General features: G+C 71.7%; 15 protein-coding genes. 5 read left to right on the forward strand and 10 right to left on the reverse strand.

The window, feature by feature from the left end; translation table 11 throughout:
- Positions 1–39: 39 nt before the first annotated feature.
- The gene (locus D7X32_RS09975) at positions 40–2775 is read left to right on the forward strand and encodes a PAS domain-containing hybrid sensor histidine kinase/response regulator (protein WP_120602288.1); all 2736 of its coding nucleotides are present in this window, start codon (positions 40–42) and stop codon (positions 2773–2775) included.
- On the opposite strand, the gene D7X32_RS09980 is transcribed toward D7X32_RS09975, so the two are convergent.
- The 10 genes from D7X32_RS09980 to D7X32_RS10020 form a co-directional block, all read right to left on the reverse strand.
- Positions 2772–4289: an Hsp70 family protein gene (locus tag D7X32_RS09980; protein ID WP_120602289.1), complete on the reverse strand. Its 1518-nt coding sequence runs from the start codon at positions 4287–4289 to the stop codon at positions 2772–2774. The genes D7X32_RS09975 and D7X32_RS09980 overlap by 4 nt on opposite strands.
- A 70-nt stretch (positions 4290–4359) precedes the next feature.
- Complete coding sequence (locus D7X32_RS09985) at positions 4360–4986, reverse strand: DUF47 domain-containing protein (RefSeq protein ID WP_120602290.1); 627 nt, start codon at positions 4984–4986, stop codon at positions 4360–4362.
- 31 nt (positions 4987–5017) lie between these two features.
- Positions 5018–5686: a DUF4956 domain-containing protein gene (locus tag D7X32_RS09990; RefSeq protein ID WP_120602291.1), complete on the reverse strand. Its 669-nt coding sequence runs from the start codon at positions 5684–5686 to the stop codon at positions 5018–5020.
- Positions 5673–7355 (reverse strand): dTMP kinase, encoded by a 1683-nt coding sequence (tmk, locus tag D7X32_RS09995; RefSeq protein ID WP_120602292.1) that lies wholly within the window; start codon positions 7353–7355, stop codon positions 5673–5675. The genes D7X32_RS09990 and tmk overlap by 14 nt, the downstream gene beginning before the upstream one ends.
- On the reverse strand, positions 7355–8536 hold the full coding sequence (locus D7X32_RS10000; protein WP_158625652.1) for a porin: 1182 nt from the start codon (positions 8534–8536) through the stop codon (positions 7355–7357). Before D7X32_RS10000 ends, tmk begins: the two co-directional genes overlap by 1 nt.
- A gap of 61 nt (positions 8537–8597) precedes the next feature.
- Positions 8598–9365, reverse strand: a complete 768-nt coding sequence (locus D7X32_RS10005; protein WP_120602294.1) for a VTC domain-containing protein — start codon at positions 9363–9365, stop codon at positions 8598–8600.
- Entirely contained in the window at positions 9362–10966 is a 1605-nt protein-coding gene (locus D7X32_RS10010; protein ID WP_120602295.1) for a CotH kinase family protein, read from the reverse strand. The genes D7X32_RS10005 and D7X32_RS10010 overlap by 4 nt, the downstream gene beginning before the upstream one ends.
- 168 nt (positions 10967–11134) lie before the next feature.
- Positions 11135–11515, reverse strand: a complete 381-nt coding sequence (locus D7X32_RS46200; RefSeq protein ID WP_208752377.1) for a GIY-YIG nuclease family protein — start codon at positions 11513–11515, stop codon at positions 11135–11137.
- Positions 11505–12074, reverse strand: a complete 570-nt coding sequence (locus D7X32_RS46205; protein ID WP_171449418.1) for a hypothetical protein — start codon at positions 12072–12074, stop codon at positions 11505–11507. Before D7X32_RS46205 ends, D7X32_RS46200 begins: the two co-directional genes overlap by 11 nt.
- Positions 12075–12271: 197 nt before the next feature.
- The gene (locus tag D7X32_RS10020; protein WP_120602310.1) at positions 12272–13732 is read right to left on the reverse strand and encodes a sigma-54-dependent transcriptional regulator; all 1461 of its coding nucleotides are present in this window, start codon (positions 13730–13732) and stop codon (positions 12272–12274) included.
- A gap of 176 nt (positions 13733–13908) precedes the next feature.
- Between D7X32_RS10020 and D7X32_RS10025 the strand changes: the two genes are divergently transcribed.
- Genes D7X32_RS10025 through D7X32_RS10040 form a run of 4 tightly spaced genes read left to right on the forward strand, consistent with a single transcriptional unit; the run spans position 13909 to position 17328 of the window.
- Positions 13909–14658, forward strand: coding sequence for an OmpA family protein (locus D7X32_RS10025; RefSeq protein ID WP_120602296.1), 750 nt, complete (start codon positions 13909–13911; stop codon positions 14656–14658).
- Positions 14659–14681: 23 nt separating this feature from the next.
- Positions 14682–15116, forward strand: a complete 435-nt coding sequence (locus D7X32_RS10030) for a chemotaxis protein CheW (protein WP_120602297.1) — start codon at positions 14682–14684, stop codon at positions 15114–15116.
- Between the two features lie 5 nt (positions 15117–15121).
- Complete coding sequence (locus tag D7X32_RS10035) at positions 15122–15490, forward strand: protein CrdC (protein ID WP_120602298.1); 369 nt, start codon at positions 15122–15124, stop codon at positions 15488–15490.
- Complete coding sequence (locus tag D7X32_RS10040) at positions 15487–17328, forward strand: methyl-accepting chemotaxis protein (RefSeq protein WP_120602299.1); 1842 nt, start codon at positions 15487–15489, stop codon at positions 17326–17328. Before D7X32_RS10035 ends, D7X32_RS10040 begins: the two co-directional genes overlap by 4 nt.

Raw genomic sequence — 17328 nt, forward strand, 5'->3', positions numbered from 1 at the left:
GCCTCGACTGACCTACAGTTCTTGAACGGAGGGGGAAGTTTGCCCGAACTGCCACCCAGCGCGTATCCGGCCTTGTTCGAGCACACGCGAGATGGCGTGCTCGTCCTGGACCCGACCCTGCGGGTCGTGGCCGTGAACCGCGCCGCGGAGGCGCTGCTGGGGCCCCGTGGCCTGGTGGTAGGGCAGGGCGTGGATCGCGTGCTGCCGGGCTGGACGCCTCCCCAGGTTTCTTCGCCGGACGGCGCCCCCCATGAGACGGATTGCCATGTGGGCCCGGTGCACCCGGTGCGGGTGCTGGCGGTGCCGCAGGACGGCGGCTGGATGCTGATGCTCCGGGGCATGGACGCGGCGCAGGCGGCCGAGTCCATCCTCCGGCAGCAGAAGGAGTTCTTCGAGGCGGTGGTGAGCCACAGCCCGGTGGCCATCGTCACCATCAGCCGCGACTTCGAGGTGCTGACCTGGAACCCCGCCGCGGAGCGGCTCTTCGGCTACACGCCGCAGGAGGCGCTGGGGCGCAACATCCTCAAGCTCGTGGCCAACGTGGACGACATCCGTCCGGAGGCCGAGGAGACGTCGCGCGAGGTGCTGCGCAAGGACCGCGTGCACGTCGTCACCAAGCGCGTGCGCAAGGACGGCACGGTGGTGGACGTGGAGCTGCGCGCGCTGCCGGTGACGGTGGCCGGCCAGTCCATGGGCTTCATCGCCATCTACCACGACGTCACCGACCTCCAGCGGGCGCGCCAGTCCGCCGAGGACGCCAACCAGGCCAAGAGCCTGTTCCTGGCCACCGTGAGCCATGAAATCCGCACGCCGATGAACGCCATCATCGGCATGGCGGGGCTGCTCATGGACACGGCGCTCACGCCCGAGCAGCGCGACTTCGCGTCCACCATCCGCCAGAGCGGGGACGCGCTGTTGGGGCTGCTCAACGACATGCTGGACTTCTCCAAGATCGAAGCCGGCCGGGTCGAACTGGAGCAGCAGCCCTTCAACCTGCGCCAGTGCGTGGAGTCCGTGCTGGACCTGCTCGCCATGCGCGCGAGCGAGAAGTCCCTGGACCTGGGCTACCACGTCACCGACGAGACGCCCGTCACCGTGGTGGGCGACGGCGCGCGCCTGCGGCAGGTGCTGCTCAACCTGGTGGGCAACGCGGTGAAGTTCACCGAGCGCGGCGGGGTGTCCATCTCCGTGGACACGCCCCGTCAGCCGCTGGCGCCGGGCGGCCTCTTCGAGCTGCACTTCGCGGTGCAGGACACCGGCCTGGGCATCACCGAGGCCGCGCGCGGCGGCCTGTTCCAGCCCTTCAACCAGCTGGATGAATCCGTGTCACGGCGCTACGGCGGCACGGGCCTGGGGCTCGCCATCAGCAAGCGGCTGGTGGAGGCGATGGGCGGGCGGCTGTGGATGGAGAGCGAGGGGGTCCCAGGCAAGGGCGCCACGTTCCACTTCACGTTCCAGGCGCGCGAGGCCCCGCGCAGCGCGGACGCCCTGCGCCCGGACGCGCTCAAGCTGCACGGCCGGCGCGTGCTGGTGGTGGATGACAACGCCATCAACCGCAAGCTGCTGGGCCGCCAGCTGGCCGCGTGGGGGATGGCCATCGTGGAGGTGGGCTCCGGCGCGGAGGCGCTGTCGAAGCTGGAGTCAGGGGCCCGCTTCGACCTGGCCATCCTGGACCACCGCATGCCGCTGATGGACGGCCCCACGCTGGCGGCGCACATCCGCCAGCAGCGCGACGCGCGCGAGCTGCCCCTGCTGTTGCTCACGTCGTATGATCAGCGCGACGCGCAGCCGCCCGGCCTGTTCACCGCGGTGCTGCCGCGGCCGGTGAAGGCGTCGCAGCTGCACGACGCGCTGATGACGTGCCTGGCCCAGGACCTCATCTCCGCGCGGCCCCTGCCCGTCGCGCCCGCGCCCGCCACGCGCGAGCGCTCCGTGTTCAACTCGCGCCCCGGCGAACAGATGCCGCTGCGCATCCTGCTGGTGGAGGACAACCCCACCAACCAGAAGCTGGCGCTGCTGGTGCTGGACCGGCTGGGCTACCCGGCGGACACCGCGAACAACGGCCGCGAGGGTCTCAATCTCCTGGCCCGCAAGCGCTACGACGTCGTGCTGATGGACGTCCAGATGCCGGAGCTGGACGGCCTGGAGACGACGCGCCAGCTGCGCAAGGACCTTCCCCTCAGTGATCAGCCGTGGGTCATCGCCATGACGGCCAACGCGATGACGGCGGACCGGCGTGAATGCCTGGACGCGGGCATGGATGACTTCCTCAGCAAGCCCATCCGCGTGGAGGAGCTCATCTCCGCGCTGCGCCGCTCCTGGGAGCGCCTGCCGCGCGAATCCGGCGCGGCCCCCATCCGCGCGCCGGAGGCTCCCCGCATGGGCGCCCCGCGCATCCGGGGGCTGGAGGCGGGCGCGCTGGACCGGCTGTGGCAGTCATTGGACGGACAGGTGGAGCGGATGCTCCCGGAGCTCGTCGACACCGCGCTGGAGAGCATGCCCCGGCTGATGGACGACGCGCGGGGGGCGCTCGCGCGCGGCGAATTGGAGAACCTGGCCAGGGCCGCGCACACGCTCAAGTCCAACGCGGCCTACTTCGGGGCGGCCACCCTGGAGTCGCTGTGCTGGGACATCGAGCAGCGCGCGGACGCCCGGGTGATGGAGGGGCTGGAGCCGCTCGTCGCCCACTGCCAGGAGGCGCTGGACGAAAGCCGCCGGCTCCTGGAGCAGCTCAAGGGCACCGTGGCGTCCGGACCGCGGCCTGACGCCTTCTAGGCGCGTTGGGGCGCGTTCGGGTCGCTGATGGTGAGCGGCTGACGGCGTCCGTCCTTCGCGACGAGGCTGGCGGTGAGGGCGAAGTCCGGCCCCATGCGCAGCTCCAGCGTGGTGGGGCCCGGGTGGGCCACGCGCCAGTCCGGTTCAATGCGCACGGTGCCCAAGAGCTCGCGCTCCACGGTGGTGCGGTCCAGCGCTTCGAAGAGCGCCACCGGCACGGGGCCGGGCCAGGGCGGCAGTTCCAGGTCCACGCTGCGCGTGCCGGGCACGGGCGTGTTGGCGGGGAGCACCTCGTGCTGGCCGCCGCCGGGCACCATGGCGCCAATGGGCATGGGCACCACGTCCGACAGGCCGCTGATGCCGCGCGCCAGGTTGCGCCCCAGGATGGCCGCGCCCACGGCCACGCCCAACTCCGGGTGCACCTCCTTGTCCGACGACAGCTTCTTGAAGTGGGCCAGGCGCTTGCGGATGGCGGGCATGCGCGTCTGGCCGCCCACCATCACCAGCTCGTCGATGGCGTCCGGCTTCATGCCCGCCTTCTCCAGCACGTCGTCGCACGCGGCGGCGGTGCGCTCGATGAGCTGGAACACCATGGCCTCCATCCGCTCGCGGGTGAGCGTGACGTTGAAGTCCACGAAGGCGCCGTCCTTCTGGGTGATGCAGGGGATGCGCAGCGGGACGGACGTGCCGCTGGAGAGCGCCATCTTCGCGGACTCGGCGGCGAACACCAGGCGCTGCATCACGACCTTGTTGCCGCGCAGGTCGATGCCGTGCTGCTTCTGGAAGTCGTCCACCAGCGCTTCGACGATGGCCTCGTCGAAGTTGGCGCCGCCCAGGAACGCGTCGCCGCCGGTGGCCAGCACCTTCACCACGCGGTTCTGCACGGACATGAGCGTGACGTCGAAGGTGCCGCCGCCCAGGTCGAACACCATCACCGTCTGCTCGGGGTTGCGCAGGTTGGCGTAGTAGAGCGCCGCGGCGGTGGGCTCGTTGACGATGGCGCGCACGCGCAGCCCCGCCTTCTCCGCGGCGTGGCGGATGGCCTCGCGCTGGCGGATGGTGGCGTGCGCGGGCACGGTGAGCACGCACTCCTCGAACCGGGCCCCGGCCGCGTGCGTGGCCAGCGTGTTGAGGTGCTTGAGGATGAAGTGCGCCACGTCGATGAGCGGCGTCACCTTGCCGTACACCTCCACGGCGGTGTAGCCATCCGGGCCCTCCACCAATTCGAAGGCGAAGCGGTTGCGGTGGCGCGCCACGTATTCGGACTGGAAGCGGCGGCCCAGGAAGCGCTTGGCGCCGAAGATGGTGTGGCGCGGGTCGTCGATGATCTGCCGCCGCGCCGCGGGGCCGACGATGGCCTTGTCGCCCGCGTGGAACCACGCGATGGAGGGCAGCGTGAGGCTCTTCTCCGCGATGGGCACCACGCGCAGCTTGTTCGCCTTGTCGAAAAAGGCCGCCGCGGTGTTGGTGGTCCCGAAGTCGATGCCGAGGATGGGGGCGGCGCTCGTGCTCATGAGAGGCCCCATCCTCGCACGACCCGCGCGTCAGGGCACCCGGTGGGGGGTGGACTCCGGGACAGTGCCTCTAGGAGTGCTCCAGGACGACCCCCTCCACCACCTGGACCACGTCCACGCACCGGTCGAGGGCCGTCTCCAGCAGGTCGTAGACCCCCTTCCACTTCATGACCGTGAGTGGGGGCAGGTCGCCGCGGAAGAGGCGGCCCAGGCCCGTGCCCAGCACCGTGTCTGCCTGGCCTCGCAGCCTCCGGAGCGCTTCACACCCCGTGAGGATGCGCTCGGGCTGCTTGATGGCGCGCAGGCACGTCACCACGTCGCGGACCTGTTCGGCGCACAGCATCAGCAGCCGCGCCAGCTCCGTGGCCTCCGGCAGGCACTCCGGCAGCTCGTACGCGTGCAGTCGCGAGCCAGCGGCGTGCGCGAGGTCCAGCACCCCGTCGATGCGGGACACGAGCGCGTGGATGTGGATGCGCTCGAAGGGGGTGATGAACTCGCGGTGGAGCCGGGTGAAGGCGGCCTTCGCCACCGCGTCGCCCCGGTGCTCCACGGCCTGGAGCGCCCGGACCCGGTCGCCCACGTCCCGGTAGTCGCTGAAGAGCGCGTGCAACAGGCGCGTGCCCTCCAGCGTGGTGGTGCACTGCGCGTCGAAGTCGTCGAAGAAGCCGTCCGACCTTGGCATCAGTCGCTGCAACATGGGGGCTCCAGGCGCGGTGGGGGGAGGGGGCCTACTCGGGGTCGATGGAGGCTCCGCGCACGCCGGGCAGCGCGCCGCGCAGCTTCTCCAGGAGGAGGAAGGTGTCGGTGTGCTCCGGCACTGGCAGCTCCACCACGGCGGTGCCGCCCGGGGTGGCGTGGGCCTGCTCCAGGGTGAGCACGCGCGAATCGGGGTGCAGCAGGCGCAAGGGAGGCAGGGCGGCGCCCAGGTCCTCCACGTCCAGGGAGAGCTTCAGCCGCTGCGGGTGGCGCTGGAGGGTGGAGTCCAGCGCGAGCAGCACGGCCCCGAAGAACAGCGTGGCGCACACGGCGATGGGGAATGCGCCCAGGCCGCAGGCCATGCCCACGCCAATCATCACGAACATCACCGCCGCGTCGCGTGAGTCCTTGATGCCGGAGCGGAAGCGGATGAAGCCGCCCAGGCCCACCAGTCCGAAGGCGCGCGACATGCTGTCGCCAATCACCGTGGACATCACCGCCCCCGCGATGGCGATGAGCAGCTGGGTGTGCATGGTCTCCTGCGCCATCACCGGCGCGCGCGGCATCCACCGCCGCCACGGCCGGAAGGCCAGCAGCGAGCCCAGCACCAGCGCGAAACCCAGCCGCTCCAGCACCTCCAGGAGCGGCAGCCCGTGCACGGACGCCTGCGCGCCCGCGTTGAAGACATCATGCGACGCCATGGCGAGGCTCCTCTTCCAGCTGCGAGGCCGTCCGCGCCGCCTGGCGCAGGAGGGCGAAGTCGTGGGGGTGACGTTCCAACAGCTCCAGCGTGAGGGCCTGGCCTCGCGCCGTCGCGGCGAGGAGGCCCAGGCTCTTCACGGTGGCGGAGGGCCAGGTGTCCGCGAGCACCGTGCGCAGCCTCCACGCGGCGGGCACGTCCATGCCGGTGAGCGAGTCCAGCACCTCCTCGCACGCCACGCCGAACGTCTCGCGCAGCTTCCACGCGGCGGGCACGTCCAGCCCGGTGAGCGAGCCGATGACCGCCTTGGGCGCGCGCGCCGCGTGCTGTTCGCGAAGGGCCCAGGCGCGGGGGCTGTCCAGGCCCTCCAACGAGCGCAGCACGGCGTCCGGTGCCACGGCCATCGCGCGCTCGCGCCACTCCCACGCCCGCTCGCTGTCCACGCCCCGCAGCGAGCGGCACAGCGCCCGGGCCACGCCCTCGTCCGCGAAGGCCGCGTCGCCGCCGCGCGAGGACAGCCACCGCCAGCGCTCGTCCCAGGCCCGCGCGCTGTCCAGGCCGGAGAGCGACACCATCACCGGCTCCGGCGCGGTACGTGACAGCCGGTCGCGCATGAGCCAGGCGCGCTCGGAATCCAAACCCGTGAGCGACGCGGCCACGGCCTCCGGGGCCCGTGCCTCCCACCGCTCGCGCAGGTGCCAGGCTTCCGGCGTGTCGCTGGCGTCGTCGGTGAGGGACGCGAGCACGTGCTCGGGCGCGGCGGCCTCCAACCGGTGGCGCCATTCCCACGCCGCGGGGTGGGTGAGGCCAGCGAGCCCATGGGCGATGAGCTCCGGGCATCGCTCCGCCAGCAGCGCGCGGCGCGCCTCGACGTCCTGTCCCTCCATGCCCGCGAGGAACCACGCGGCGAGGCCCGGCTCGTCCACGGTCCAGCCATCCAGCCGGGCCAGGAACCGGCCGCGCGCCTCCGGCAGCGAGCGCACCGGGACGGTGGGGCGCGTCAGGCCCGCGTGGAAGAGGGGCGCTTCACCGCGGCGCGCGCGCAGCACGTCCTCCACCAGCCGCGTCACCTGCTCGTCCAGGGGCACGTCGGTGTTCTCGATGATGCTCCAGCGCTCCGGGCTCGCGACGGCCAGGGAGCGGTAGCCGGCGCGCAGGCGGGCCTGGAGGCCGGTGCCGGTGAGCCCCTTGCGCGACGGCGTGGAGCGGTCCTTCGCCAGCAGCTTGGACGCGCGGCGGCGGGCGCGGGCGATGGCGGGATCCACGTCGATGAGGAAGACGCGGTCCGGGTGCAGTCCGCGCTGGCAGGTATCCAGCACGGGCCGCACCTCCGCTTCCGGCAGGCCCCGGCCGAAGCGGGCCAGCACCTCCGCGGTGTAGAGGAAGCGGTCGGCGATGACGACGTCGTGCTCCGCCAGCGCCGGCCGCGTCACCTCCTCCAGGAGCTGCGCCTCGCGCGCCGCGTACAGCAGCAGCTCCGCCACGGGGGTGAGCGCCAGGTGCAGCGGGTCGCGCGTGAAGCGCCGCAGCCCCTCCGACACGGGCGAGGCCAGCCGGCCGTCCTCGCGCACGTGGCGCACGGTGAGCCCGGCCCGGCGCAGCTCGCGCGCCACCCGGTTGGACAGCGTCGTCTTGCCCGACCCGTCGATTCCCTCGAACACGATGAACATCAGAAGGCGACCTCCATCTGCAGCAGCACGGCCTTGCGTGAAGCCAGGTTGTCCTCCAGGGACGTGACGACGGCGGGCACGGCGTCACCGGCCTTCCGCACCTCCGCCTGGGCCTGGAGGCGCCAGTGGCGGAACTGGCCGACGTTCAGGCCCAGCGCGCCCTCCCACACCAGGTCCTGGTGGAGCGTGCGGTCCGGATCCAACGCGGACAGCATCACGAAGGGCTCCACGAACAGCGCGCCCCGTGTCCCTCCGCCAATGCGCCAGCCGGTCAGCGCCCGCGCGGTGAGGAAGGGGCCCTCCAGGCCGGTGAGCAGCTCGGTGCGGCCCACCAGCACCTCGCCCCAGGTGCGCAGCGCGCCGCGCCCGATGGGCAGCTCGTGCTGGACGTCCAGTCCCGCCGTCCAGCCGGTGTGCGAGCCGCCGTCGATGGCGCCCGCGGGCTGGAGGAGCGCGGAGGCGCCCAGCTCCACGGTGCCCAGCGTGAGCGTGCCCCGGAAGGCAGGCACCACGCCCAGCCCCTTGGACAGGTCCACCTTGCCGGTGTCGTTGCCCGTCTGCCACACGCCCGCGCGCAGCTTCAGGTCCACCGCGCAGTCCTTGCACTTCCACTCCAGCTGGGCGCCGGGCCTGCGGCCGGTGAGCACCAGCGCGTCGCGCAGCACGTCCCGCAGGAGGCCCCGGCGCGCGAGCGGCAGCGACCGGGAGGATTCCAGCTCGATGAGTGACAGGGGGACCTTGAACTGGCCCGCGCGAATGGCGAAGCCACGGGGCAGGTCCAGCCAGACGTAGGCGTCCTTGAGGCCGTCCTGCACGTCGAACTCGACCACCGCCTTGATCTTCTTCTTGAAGCGGTAGGTGGCCTCCAGGCGCGTCGCCGGCAATGACAGCCGTCCGGACCAGACCTTGTCCGGACGCGAGTCCACCGTCTCCCGCACCGACAGCCGGCCTCCCACCTCGATGACGCCTGAGCCCGCGGGGAGCCGCACGGTGGGCGGTGGAAGGTCCGCTCCCGTGTCGTCGTCCGGCGGAGGCGGCTCGGCCACGGGGGTGGAAGGCGGCTCCGGCAGGGACTGCGCGGAGGGCGGAGGCGCGTCCGCGGGAGGGGCGGTGTCCGCTTGCCGCGCGTTCGCGGACGCGCAGAGCAGCAGTAAGGTCAGCAGCAGCCCGCGTGCGGGCATGGCACGGCCAGAAGGGGGGCGGAGTCTGGGTGGCACGGGAGGGGGATTCCTTAGGGGGGATTCACTTCGTGGGACGCGCGCCGTCCAGGAGCGCGTGCATGCCCTGCTCGAACTTCGAGGCGGCCGTCTCATGGGACGACAGCCCCCACAGCGCTTGCTCCAGCCAGGAGGGAGTGTCGCGCTTCCACTTCACCTCCACGACGGTCGCGGGCGGCGCCCGGCCCACGAGCCGCGTGGGGGCCGCGACCGCCGCGGCAGCGGGCGTGTCCGGTGGCTGCGCGAACACCAGCCCTTCATCCAGCGTGATGCGCACGTCGCAAGACACCGTGGCCAGCGTGGTCCGCCGGTACCACGCGGTGAGCCAGGGCCGCACCGGCATGAGGCTCGCCTGTCGCAGGAGCCGCGCGGCGGCGCCCTCCAGCGGCAGGGGCTGGCCCGTGAGGATCGCCCGGGCCTCCGGTTCGGTGAGGGACAGCCGGACCTTGGTGCGCCGCTCGCCGTGGTTGCGCTTCAGCTCCAGGAAGCGCGTCCCCGTCAGCACCGGCGCCTCCGCGAGGTGGGCCGCGCCCGCGTACTCCCGCAGGCGCAGCCGCTCCGCCTGGCCCGAATGACACGTGCCCAGGAAATCCAGGCCCTCGGTGTCCAGGTAGGTCGTGCGCGTGTAGGCCACGGGAAGGCCCGGGTCGTAGAGGTGGCGGGACGTCCAACCCTGGATGGCGCTCAGGAAGGCCGCCAGCGCGTCACGCGACGGTTGGAAGCGCCGCTCCCGGTCCTGCTCCGCGCAAGGCGCGGGCCTGTCCTCGTCCTGCACCCGGGCCGTCGCGCTCATGGGCTCGTACCGAAGGCCGCGTGCACCTCGGCCTGTCGCTTCGTCGCGAAGTCCACCAGGCCGTTGGCGCCGGTGAGCGCCTCCTGGAACGCCTGCGGGCTGCTCAGGAACGTGAAGCCCGCCTGCTCCGCGTTCTCACCCACCACCCACGGGGTGACGAGCGCGTGCTCCTCGCGGAAGCGCGCCTCCAGGGGACCGGGGGCGAGCAGGCCGTCCACGGCCTCCAGCGCGTACTTCTCGTAGACGGGCCGGTAGGTGGGGTCGTCCATCAGGTAGCGGATGAGCGGCCAGGTCGCGTCCACCGACTCCTGCGAGAGCGACGTGGCGCGCATGCCGTCCTGGAACGACCGGTCATGGTCCCACGTCACCCAGTGCAGCCGGCCGTTCTCCCCCGGATGCGAATACAGGAGGTAGTTGTGGGCCATGCCCCCGTACGCATCCCAGTTCTCGATGACGGTGTTGTAGGCCAGCCACTTGAGGAAGCCGTCCACGTCCAGCGTCGCCTCCAGCCGCGAGCGCCACGCGACGGAGTCCGCGCGGTCCGAATTGAGCGCGGTGATGAGCGCCTGCACGCTGCCCCAGCCCGCCGCCTCCGCCGCCTTGTTGTCCGGCTCGAAGGAGGCCTCGTCGAAGGTCTGGAGCCGCGCGCCGGTGCCGTCCGCCTCGTAGATCGGACCGCTGTCGTCGCCGAAGGAGCGCTCGAGCAGCGGATCCCCCGGATCCTCCGCCAGCGTGTAGAGGCCCCAGTACTGGGGGCCGTCGCCGTGGTCCAGGTAGACGGCCGCGAAGGCGGTGTAGCTGGCCGGGACGCCCGCCTCGCGGAACAGGTCCGTGGCCACCTTGTTGCGGACGAGCGACGCGTCCGCCACCGCGTTGGACAGCGACAGCTTGCCGAAGCCGTAGAAGTGCTGGCCCTCGATTTCAGGGTGCGCATCCTCGAACTTGTCGAAGTTGAAGCGCAGCGGCATCTTGCCCACGCCGCTCCGCCACGCCTGGGACAGCGACGAGTTGCCCTTGTAGCGAAGCCCCACGTGGTTCCATGACTTGCCCTCGAACTTCACCGTCGCGGGCACGTACACCGGCGTGTTGGGGAGGAGGTCGCCCGCGCCACCGCCGCCCGGATCCAGCCCGCCGCCGTCGGGACGTCCGCCGGGGCCTCCACCGCCCATCGTCGGCAGGCACGCGAGCGCGCCGCCCATGGGGGACGTGGCGCAGGTGCTGGTGAAGGTGGTTCCGTTGAAGGTGACGGTGCAGGCCTCACCGGCCGCCTTGCCCACGCACGCGGCCTCGAACTCCGCGGGGAATCCCCCGCCACCCCCCAGGCCACCGTCCGGAGGCCCACCGGGTCCGACGCCTCCACCCGCGCCGAACTCGCCGAGCATGGATGTCATGTCGTCCTGCATCGTCGTCCAGTCCTCGGATGTGACGACGATGTCCAGGCGCTGCACCTTTCCCTTGGGAAAGACGACGTCGTAGGCCGGTGGAGCGTTCTTCCCGTGCGAGGCGTCGGTCCAGGTGTCGGGGCGGTCGCTGCCACAGGCGCCAAGGACGAACGCCAACAACGCGAAGGCGCCGGACAGGCGCGGACGAGGCAAGGCCATGGGTATCCCTTTTCGGGTGCGGGGGTTCACGGCCACGGCGGAGCGGGGTCTCCGCCGTGGCACTGCGATTGCGGACCTTGAAGGGCGGACGTGACTTCTTCGTTACACGGACGTGACGGATTGTTTCCGGATTCGTCACTGGACGCTTCGCGCGAGGCGCGAAAGGCCTCAGGGGCCGGGCGGTGGATTGTAGCCGGCGTCGCCGTAGGGCTTCAGGCGCTCCAGCCACATCTCCTCCAGCACCTTCAACTCCTCCAGGGGCGGAGGGCCGCCGGGCTCCTCACGGGGTGGCAGCTTGTCCAGCACCTCGAAGGAGAAGGATGCCTCGCCGTAGCGCTCCCAGTCCGCCTGCAATTCGGGGACGCGGTGCATGCGCTGGGCGAACTCGAACCGGATGCGGTTGAACATCGCGGTCAGGTTGAGGGCGTGGTGCACGAAGAGCTTGCCGTTGGCGTGGCAGCGGATGGCGTAGATGCCCATGGGCACCTCCGCTTCCTTGTACGCGCGCTTGCGTTCGGCGCGGGACGCGCGCGAGTCGTCACCGGACATGGTGGCCTCCGTAGCCCAGCGCGACGAGCTTCGCTTCCAGCCGCTCCTTCGCGGCCACGTCGCGGGGGCGCACCCAGTCGCGGCCCATGCGTTCCCAGTCCGCGTCCCTCGGGTCGGCTCCCAGCGCCTGGACGAAGTCGGCCTCGCAGACGAAGCACTGGTCGCGGAAGGGGAAGAGGAAGCCGCCCTGCGCCTCCAGCGACTGCGCGGCCTCCGCGTAGGTGGAGAACCACCGGTTGAGGAACACGGCCTGGACCTTCTGGAAGAAGGCGCGCGGGTCCAGCTTTCGCGCACCGCCCTCCAGGGCCTGCTTCAGGTCCGCCCAGGTGGCGTGGCCGGCCTCCCGCGCGATGACGGCGAGCCCGTGTTTGTGTTGCACGGTGTCCCGGCGCGCGAGCACCTCGCCCAGGGGCAGGGCCGCGAAGAAGGGCAGGGCGCGCATCCGCTCCGCGGCGCGCGTGGCGCGGGCGGCGTCGGACGAGTCCAGGTCCTTGATGAGCAGGGACGCGCGGACCTTGTATTCATGAAGTGTGACGGGGAGGGTGCTGCCGGTTCCCATGACGAATCCTCCGGTGCTGGCCCTCACCCGTTGGGGGACCGTGGAAGGACTGCATCGGGAGTCTGGCGACAGCGGGTGAAGCGAGGGTGACGTCGTCTTTCCGGGCGGCGGGCACCCCTCGGCACCCGTGGACGCAATAGACCAGACGCCTCGCGCGGGCGTCAACGCGGCCGGAGGCGTGCGGCCAGGAGGGCGCCCTATGACTCGGCCTGTCCGCGGCGCAGGCCCAGGGCCTTCATCTTCTTGTAGAAGTGCCCCCGCTCCAGGTCGAGGATCCGCGCCGCTTCCGTCACGTTGTCATGCGTGTGGGCGAGCACCCGCTGGATGATCTCCCGCTCCGCGTCCTCCACCTGCTCGCGGAAGGTCTGATCCACGCGCGGCTTCCAGCCACCAGGATTCGCGGTGGCGGGCTCGGCGGCGGGCGCGGCCTGCGCGGGCGCCGCGAGGGGCGGAGCATCGCCGCCCACGGTGGGTTCGGGCATGGGGGGCAGGGGACGGCCCCGGGGCAGCAGCTCCAGCGCGTCCGTGCGTGAGACGACCGGGCCCTCGCAGAGGATGGCCAGCCGCTCCACCAGGTTGCGCAGCTCGCGCACGTTGCCCGGGTAGTCATACGCGCTCATCACCGCGAGCGCGTCCGGCGACAGGGCCAGCGGCCGCCGCCCGTTCTTCGCGCACGCCTCGCGCAGGAAGGTGTCGATGAGGTCCGGCAGGTCCTCGCGGCGCTCGCGCAGCGGCGGGGAATGAATCTGCACGACGTTGATCCGGTAGTAGAGGTCCTCGCGGAAGCGCCCCGCGGCGATCTCCTTCTCCAGGTTCTTGTTCGTCGCGGCGATGACGCGCACGTCCACCTTGAGCGTCTCCGCCCCGCCCACGCGCTCCAGCTCTCCCTCCTGGAGCACGCGCAGGAGCTTCGACTGCATCGCGGCCGGCATGTCGCCAATCTCGTCCAGGAAGAGGGTGCCCTCGTGCGCCAGCTCGAACTTGCCGCGCCGCACGCTCACCGCGCCGGTGAAGGCGCCCTTCTCATGGCCGAACAGCTCGCTCTCGATGAGGTCGTGCGGCACCGCGGCGCAGTTGAGCTTCACGAACGGCCCGCCCTTGCGCTTGGAGTTCTGGTGCAGCGCCCGCGCGATGAGCTCCTTGCCGGTGCCGTTCTCACCCGTGATGAGAACGCGCCCCTCGCTGGGCGCCGCGCGCTGGATGAGGCTGAAGATGCGCTGCATGGCGGGCCCGCCGCCCACCATGTCGAAGCGGCCCAGCTGCGCGCGCAGCTCCTCCAGCTCCTCCATCGCAGCCTGGTGCTTGAGCGCGTTCCGCAGCGCCACCAGCAGCCGGTCCCGCGCGAGGGGCTTCTCCAGGAAGTCGCGCGCCCCCAGCTGCGTCGCCTTCACCGCCGTGTCGATGGTGCCGTGGCCCGACATCATGATGACGGGCAGGTCCGGCTTGAGGGCCGTGAGCTTGGCCAGCACCGTGAGGCCGTCCATGTCCGGCATCTTCACGTCCATCAACACCGCGTCCACCGGCCGCGCGCTCACCACGTCCAGCGCCACCTGCCCGCTGCTGGCCAGCTCCGTGCGGTAGCCCGCCAGCTGCAGCGACTGGCTCAGGGTGAGGAGGATGTTCTTCTCGTCATCGACGATGAGGACGGCGGCGGGCATGGGCAAACCGCTCACACTCTCACGGAAATAATCGGGGCTTCAAGGGTCTCGTGTTGCCCGGAAGGCTGGGGAAAAGACAAATCTTTTGACTCTCCCCTGTGGGTCCGACTACACGCGACAGCCTTGGCCCGCCCCCTGTGGGCCTCTCTTTTCCCGTGGTTGCTGTCGGAGGAATGATGCGTCGGATTTCGCTTTGGGCCGGGTTGGCCCTCGCCGTGGCCGTGATGACCGGGTGCCCGCCCACCTACCCCAAGTGCAACAACGACGAGCAGTGCCAGGAGAAGGGCGAGGTCTGCGTCCAGGGCCAGTGCCAGGAGTGCGCGACGGACGCGAACTGCCGTGAAGGCTTCACCTGCCAGGCCAACAAGTGCGCGCCCAAGCCGCCCGAGTGCACCACGGACGCGGCCTGTGGCACCGGCCGCATCTGCGAGGCCGGCAAGTGCGCCGAGGCCCAGTGCAAGGACGACTCCGCGTGCAACGGTGGCAAGTGCCAGGCCGGCCGCTGCCAGGCCCCCAAGGACACCTGCACCGCCAGCACCGACTGCGGTGAGGGCCAGGAGTGCCAGTCCGGCAAGTGCGTGACGTCGGACGCCTCCTCGCGCTGCGACTACTCGCCGGTGCGCTTCGGCTTCAACGAGTCCACCCTGGACTCCAGCGCGCAGTCGCGCCTGGGTGACCTGGCCGCCTGCATCAAGGCCAGCCAGGGCAAGATCACCCTGGGCGGCCACGCGGACGAGCGCGGCACGGAGGAGTACAACCTCCAGCTGTCCAACCGCCGCGCCGCGGCCGTGAAGCGCTACCTGGTCGACCTGGGCGTGCCGGGCAACCGGCTGTCCACGGTGGGCTATGGTGAGACCCGCCCGGTGTCCAGCGCGGCCACCGAGGAAGGCTGGTCGGAGAACCGCCGCGTGGAGTTCCAGCGCTAGTTCTGGGGTAGGCTCTGGGGCGCATGGCCGCCCTAGAGTCGGAAACACGCCAGTCCTATCTCGTCTTCGCGTGTGGAAGCAGTTGGTACGCGGTGCCCGCGGAAGCCGCGGCGGAGGTCGTCACCTTCCCCGAGCTGACGCGGGTACCGGGTTCCCCGCCCCACCTGTTGGGTGTGTTCGCGCACCGGGGTGAAGTCATCCCCGTCGTGGACATGAGCCTGCTGGTGGGCGGGGTTACCGCCGGGTCCCGCCGCGCCGTCCTGGTGCGGCTGTCCCGCGGCACCCTGGCCCTCACCGCCAGCAGCGTCGCCGGCGTGTCCGCCCTCATGGGCGCGCTGGAGCCGCTGGGCCCCTCTGGAGTGCACGTCCACCTGCGCGGCCCCGTGAAGAGCGGCTCGCGCGACGTGGCCGTCATCGACCCGGAAGGCCTCTTCGACCACCTCAGCCAGGGCGGCTAGCCCGCATGCTTCCCGCAGGCCGGGTCGAGGGGACGCTCCTGTGCCACGTGGGGCCGCACCGCATCGCCTTCGAGGCGGGCGAGGTGGCCTCCATCGCCGCGCCGGACGCGGGCGCCGTGTCCGCCCACCGGGCCTTCCAGGACTCCGGGGGCTTCCAGCGCGTGCTCGTGACGGCCGCCGGGGAGACGGTGGGCGTGGACGGGCTGGAGATCGACTCGGAGGTGCTGTCGGTGCTGCCGCCCTCGCCGGTGGTGGCGGGCGCTTCCGGGGGCAGCCTGCGCGGCTTCGTCATCACCCGCGGGGTGCTCTGGCCGCTGCTGCGCCTGGACGGCTTCCAGCGCTACCTGCGCGGGCTGGACGGGGAGGGCGCATGACGCCGCCGCCGGAGCTTCGCTCCCTGGGCCGCTGGACGACGCGGCCGCGCATCACGGGCAGCTGCCTGGGCGTGGGGCTCGCGTTCCTCCACATCCACCTGTCGCACACGCTGCCGGAGGCGGGGCGCACGCCGCTGTCGGGGCTGATGTTCTGCGCGCTCGCGCTGTTCATCAGCGTGGGGTACGCGCGCGACACGCGGGCCCTGCGCACGCTGTTCGCGCTGGGCGAAGGCCGGCTGCCCGTCACGTCGGAGCACCTGCTGGTGGCGGTCCAGGAGGTGGCGGCCATCCCCGGCCGGAGCTTCTGGTTCGTGATGCAGGGCTGGCTGGGCGGCACGCTGACGGTGGCGCTGACCTTCCCCCTGCTGGCGCACGTGCCGTGGACGGAGTCCCTGCGCGTGACGGTGCTGGGGCTGTCCATCGGCCCCTTGAGCGCGATGCTCGTCTACCTGATGGTGGTGCGCCGCGCCCGGGCCACGCTGGAGCAGCTGGTGTCGCGGGGCCCGTCGCCGCTGGAGGTGCTGGCCGCGCTGCCGCCCCGGCGCATGCACATCCGCCGCCGGCTGGTGGTGTTCACCGCCATCGCGGTCCTGAGCCCGTCGCTCTTCATCCTGGACGTGGCCTTCACGCGCACGGTGACGGTGGTGGACGCGTGGGGCCAGGCCAAGACGCCCGCCGAACGCACGGAGGTGATGGCGCGGGCGCGCAACGGCGGGGGCCCGCCGCTGGGGCTCGTCGCGGGGCTCGTCACGCTGCTCATCCTGGGCACCGCGGCGCTCGCGGGCACGGCGCTGTCGGAGCCCCTGCGCGCCATCACCGAGGACGCGACGCGCATCGCGCGCGGGGAGGTGCGGCCCCCACGCGTCATCCACGCCGAGGACGAGGTGTGGGCCACCTCCGCGGCCTTCACCCAGATGCAGGTGCAGCTGGTGCAGGCCCTGTCGCAGCTCAAGCGGGCGGGCATTCAAATCTCCTCCACCACGGAGCAGCTGGTGGCCACCAGCACGGAGCAGGAGGTGGGCGCGGACGAGCAGGCCGGGGCGCTCAACGCCACCAGCGCCACCACGGAGGAGCTGGCCCGGTCCGCGCAGCAGATCGCCGACAACGCGGAGTCCGTGTCCACCATCGCGGAGACGACCTTCGGCGCGGCGCAGTCCGGCCAGCGCGGCGCCACCGCCTTCCTGGGCGCCATGCAGCGCATGAAGGAGGACAACGAGGCCATCGCGGACGCGGTGGTGCGCCTCAACAAGCGCGTGCAGCAGATTGGCAAGGTGGTGGAGTTCATCAACGAGATCGCCGACAAGTCCGACCTGCTGGCGCTCAACGCGGAGCTGGAGGGCACCAAGGCGGGCGAGGTGGGGCGGGGCTTCTCGCTGGTGGCGGCGGAGATGCGAAGGCTGGCGGAGAACGTCATCCGCTCCACGAAGGAGATTGAAGGCCTCATCGGGGAGATCCGCGACGCGACCAACGGCGCGGTGATGGCCACGGAAGCGGGCCTGAAGACGACGGAGCTGGGCACGCTGCTGGCGGCGCAGGTGGACGACAGCCTGGGGCTCATCCTGGAGCTGGCGCGGCAGACGTCGCACGCGGTGCGCAGCATCTCGCTGGCGACGCTGCAGCAGCAGACGGGCACGGATCAGCTCGCGGCGGCCATGGGGGACATCCTGCGCGTCACCGAGCAGAACGCCGCGGCCACCAAGCAGATGGTGGCGGCCAACGCGGACCTGTCCGCCCTGGCGGCGGACCTGCAGCACGTGGTGCAGCGCTTCCACGTCGAGCCCCCCGGCGGCGAACCCACCGGTACCCCCGGTTCGCCCCCTGCGTCGGGAGGTGGGTGA

It is taken from the genome of Corallococcus carmarthensis (assembly GCF_003611695.1).
Lineage (GTDB): Bacteria > Myxococcota > Myxococcia > Myxococcales > Myxococcaceae > Corallococcus > Corallococcus carmarthensis.

Coding starts and splice junctions, on each gene's coding strand:
- D7X32_RS46205 (WP_171449418.1), bottom strand. CDS start 12,074: ATGGGAACCGGCAGCACCCTCCCCGTCACACTTCATGAATACAAGGTC.
- D7X32_RS09985 (WP_120602290.1), bottom strand. CDS start 4,986: ATGTTGCAGCGACTGATGCCAAGGTCGGACGGCTTCTTCGACGACTTC.
- D7X32_RS09990 (WP_120602291.1), bottom strand. CDS start 5,686: ATGGCGTCGCATGATGTCTTCAACGCGGGCGCGCAGGCGTCCGTGCAC.
- D7X32_RS09980 (WP_120602289.1), bottom strand. CDS start 4,289: ATGAGCACGAGCGCCGCCCCCATCCTCGGCATCGACTTCGGGACCACC.
- D7X32_RS10020 (WP_120602310.1), bottom strand. CDS start 13,732: ATGCCCGCCGCCGTCCTCATCGTCGATGACGAGAAGAACATCCTCCTC.
- D7X32_RS10025 (WP_120602296.1), top strand. CDS start 13,909: ATGCGTCGGATTTCGCTTTGGGCCGGGTTGGCCCTCGCCGTGGCCGTG.
- D7X32_RS10010 (WP_120602295.1), bottom strand. CDS start 10,966: ATGGCCTTGCCTCGTCCGCGCCTGTCCGGCGCCTTCGCGTTGTTGGCG.
- D7X32_RS10040 (WP_120602299.1), top strand. CDS start 15,487: ATGACGCCGCCGCCGGAGCTTCGCTCCCTGGGCCGCTGGACGACGCGG.
- tmk (WP_120602292.1), bottom strand. CDS start 7,355: ATGTTCATCGTGTTCGAGGGAATCGACGGGTCGGGCAAGACGACGCTG.
- D7X32_RS10000 (WP_158625652.1), bottom strand. CDS start 8,536: ATGCCCGCACGCGGGCTGCTGCTGACCTTACTGCTGCTCTGCGCGTCC.
- D7X32_RS10005 (WP_120602294.1), bottom strand. CDS start 9,365: ATGAGCGCGACGGCCCGGGTGCAGGACGAGGACAGGCCCGCGCCTTGC.
- D7X32_RS10030 (WP_120602297.1), top strand. CDS start 14,682: ATGGCCGCCCTAGAGTCGGAAACACGCCAGTCCTATCTCGTCTTCGCG.
- D7X32_RS10035 (WP_120602298.1), top strand. CDS start 15,122: ATGCTTCCCGCAGGCCGGGTCGAGGGGACGCTCCTGTGCCACGTGGGG.
- D7X32_RS46200 (WP_208752377.1), bottom strand. CDS start 11,515: ATGTCCGGTGACGACTCGCGCGCGTCCCGCGCCGAACGCAAGCGCGCG.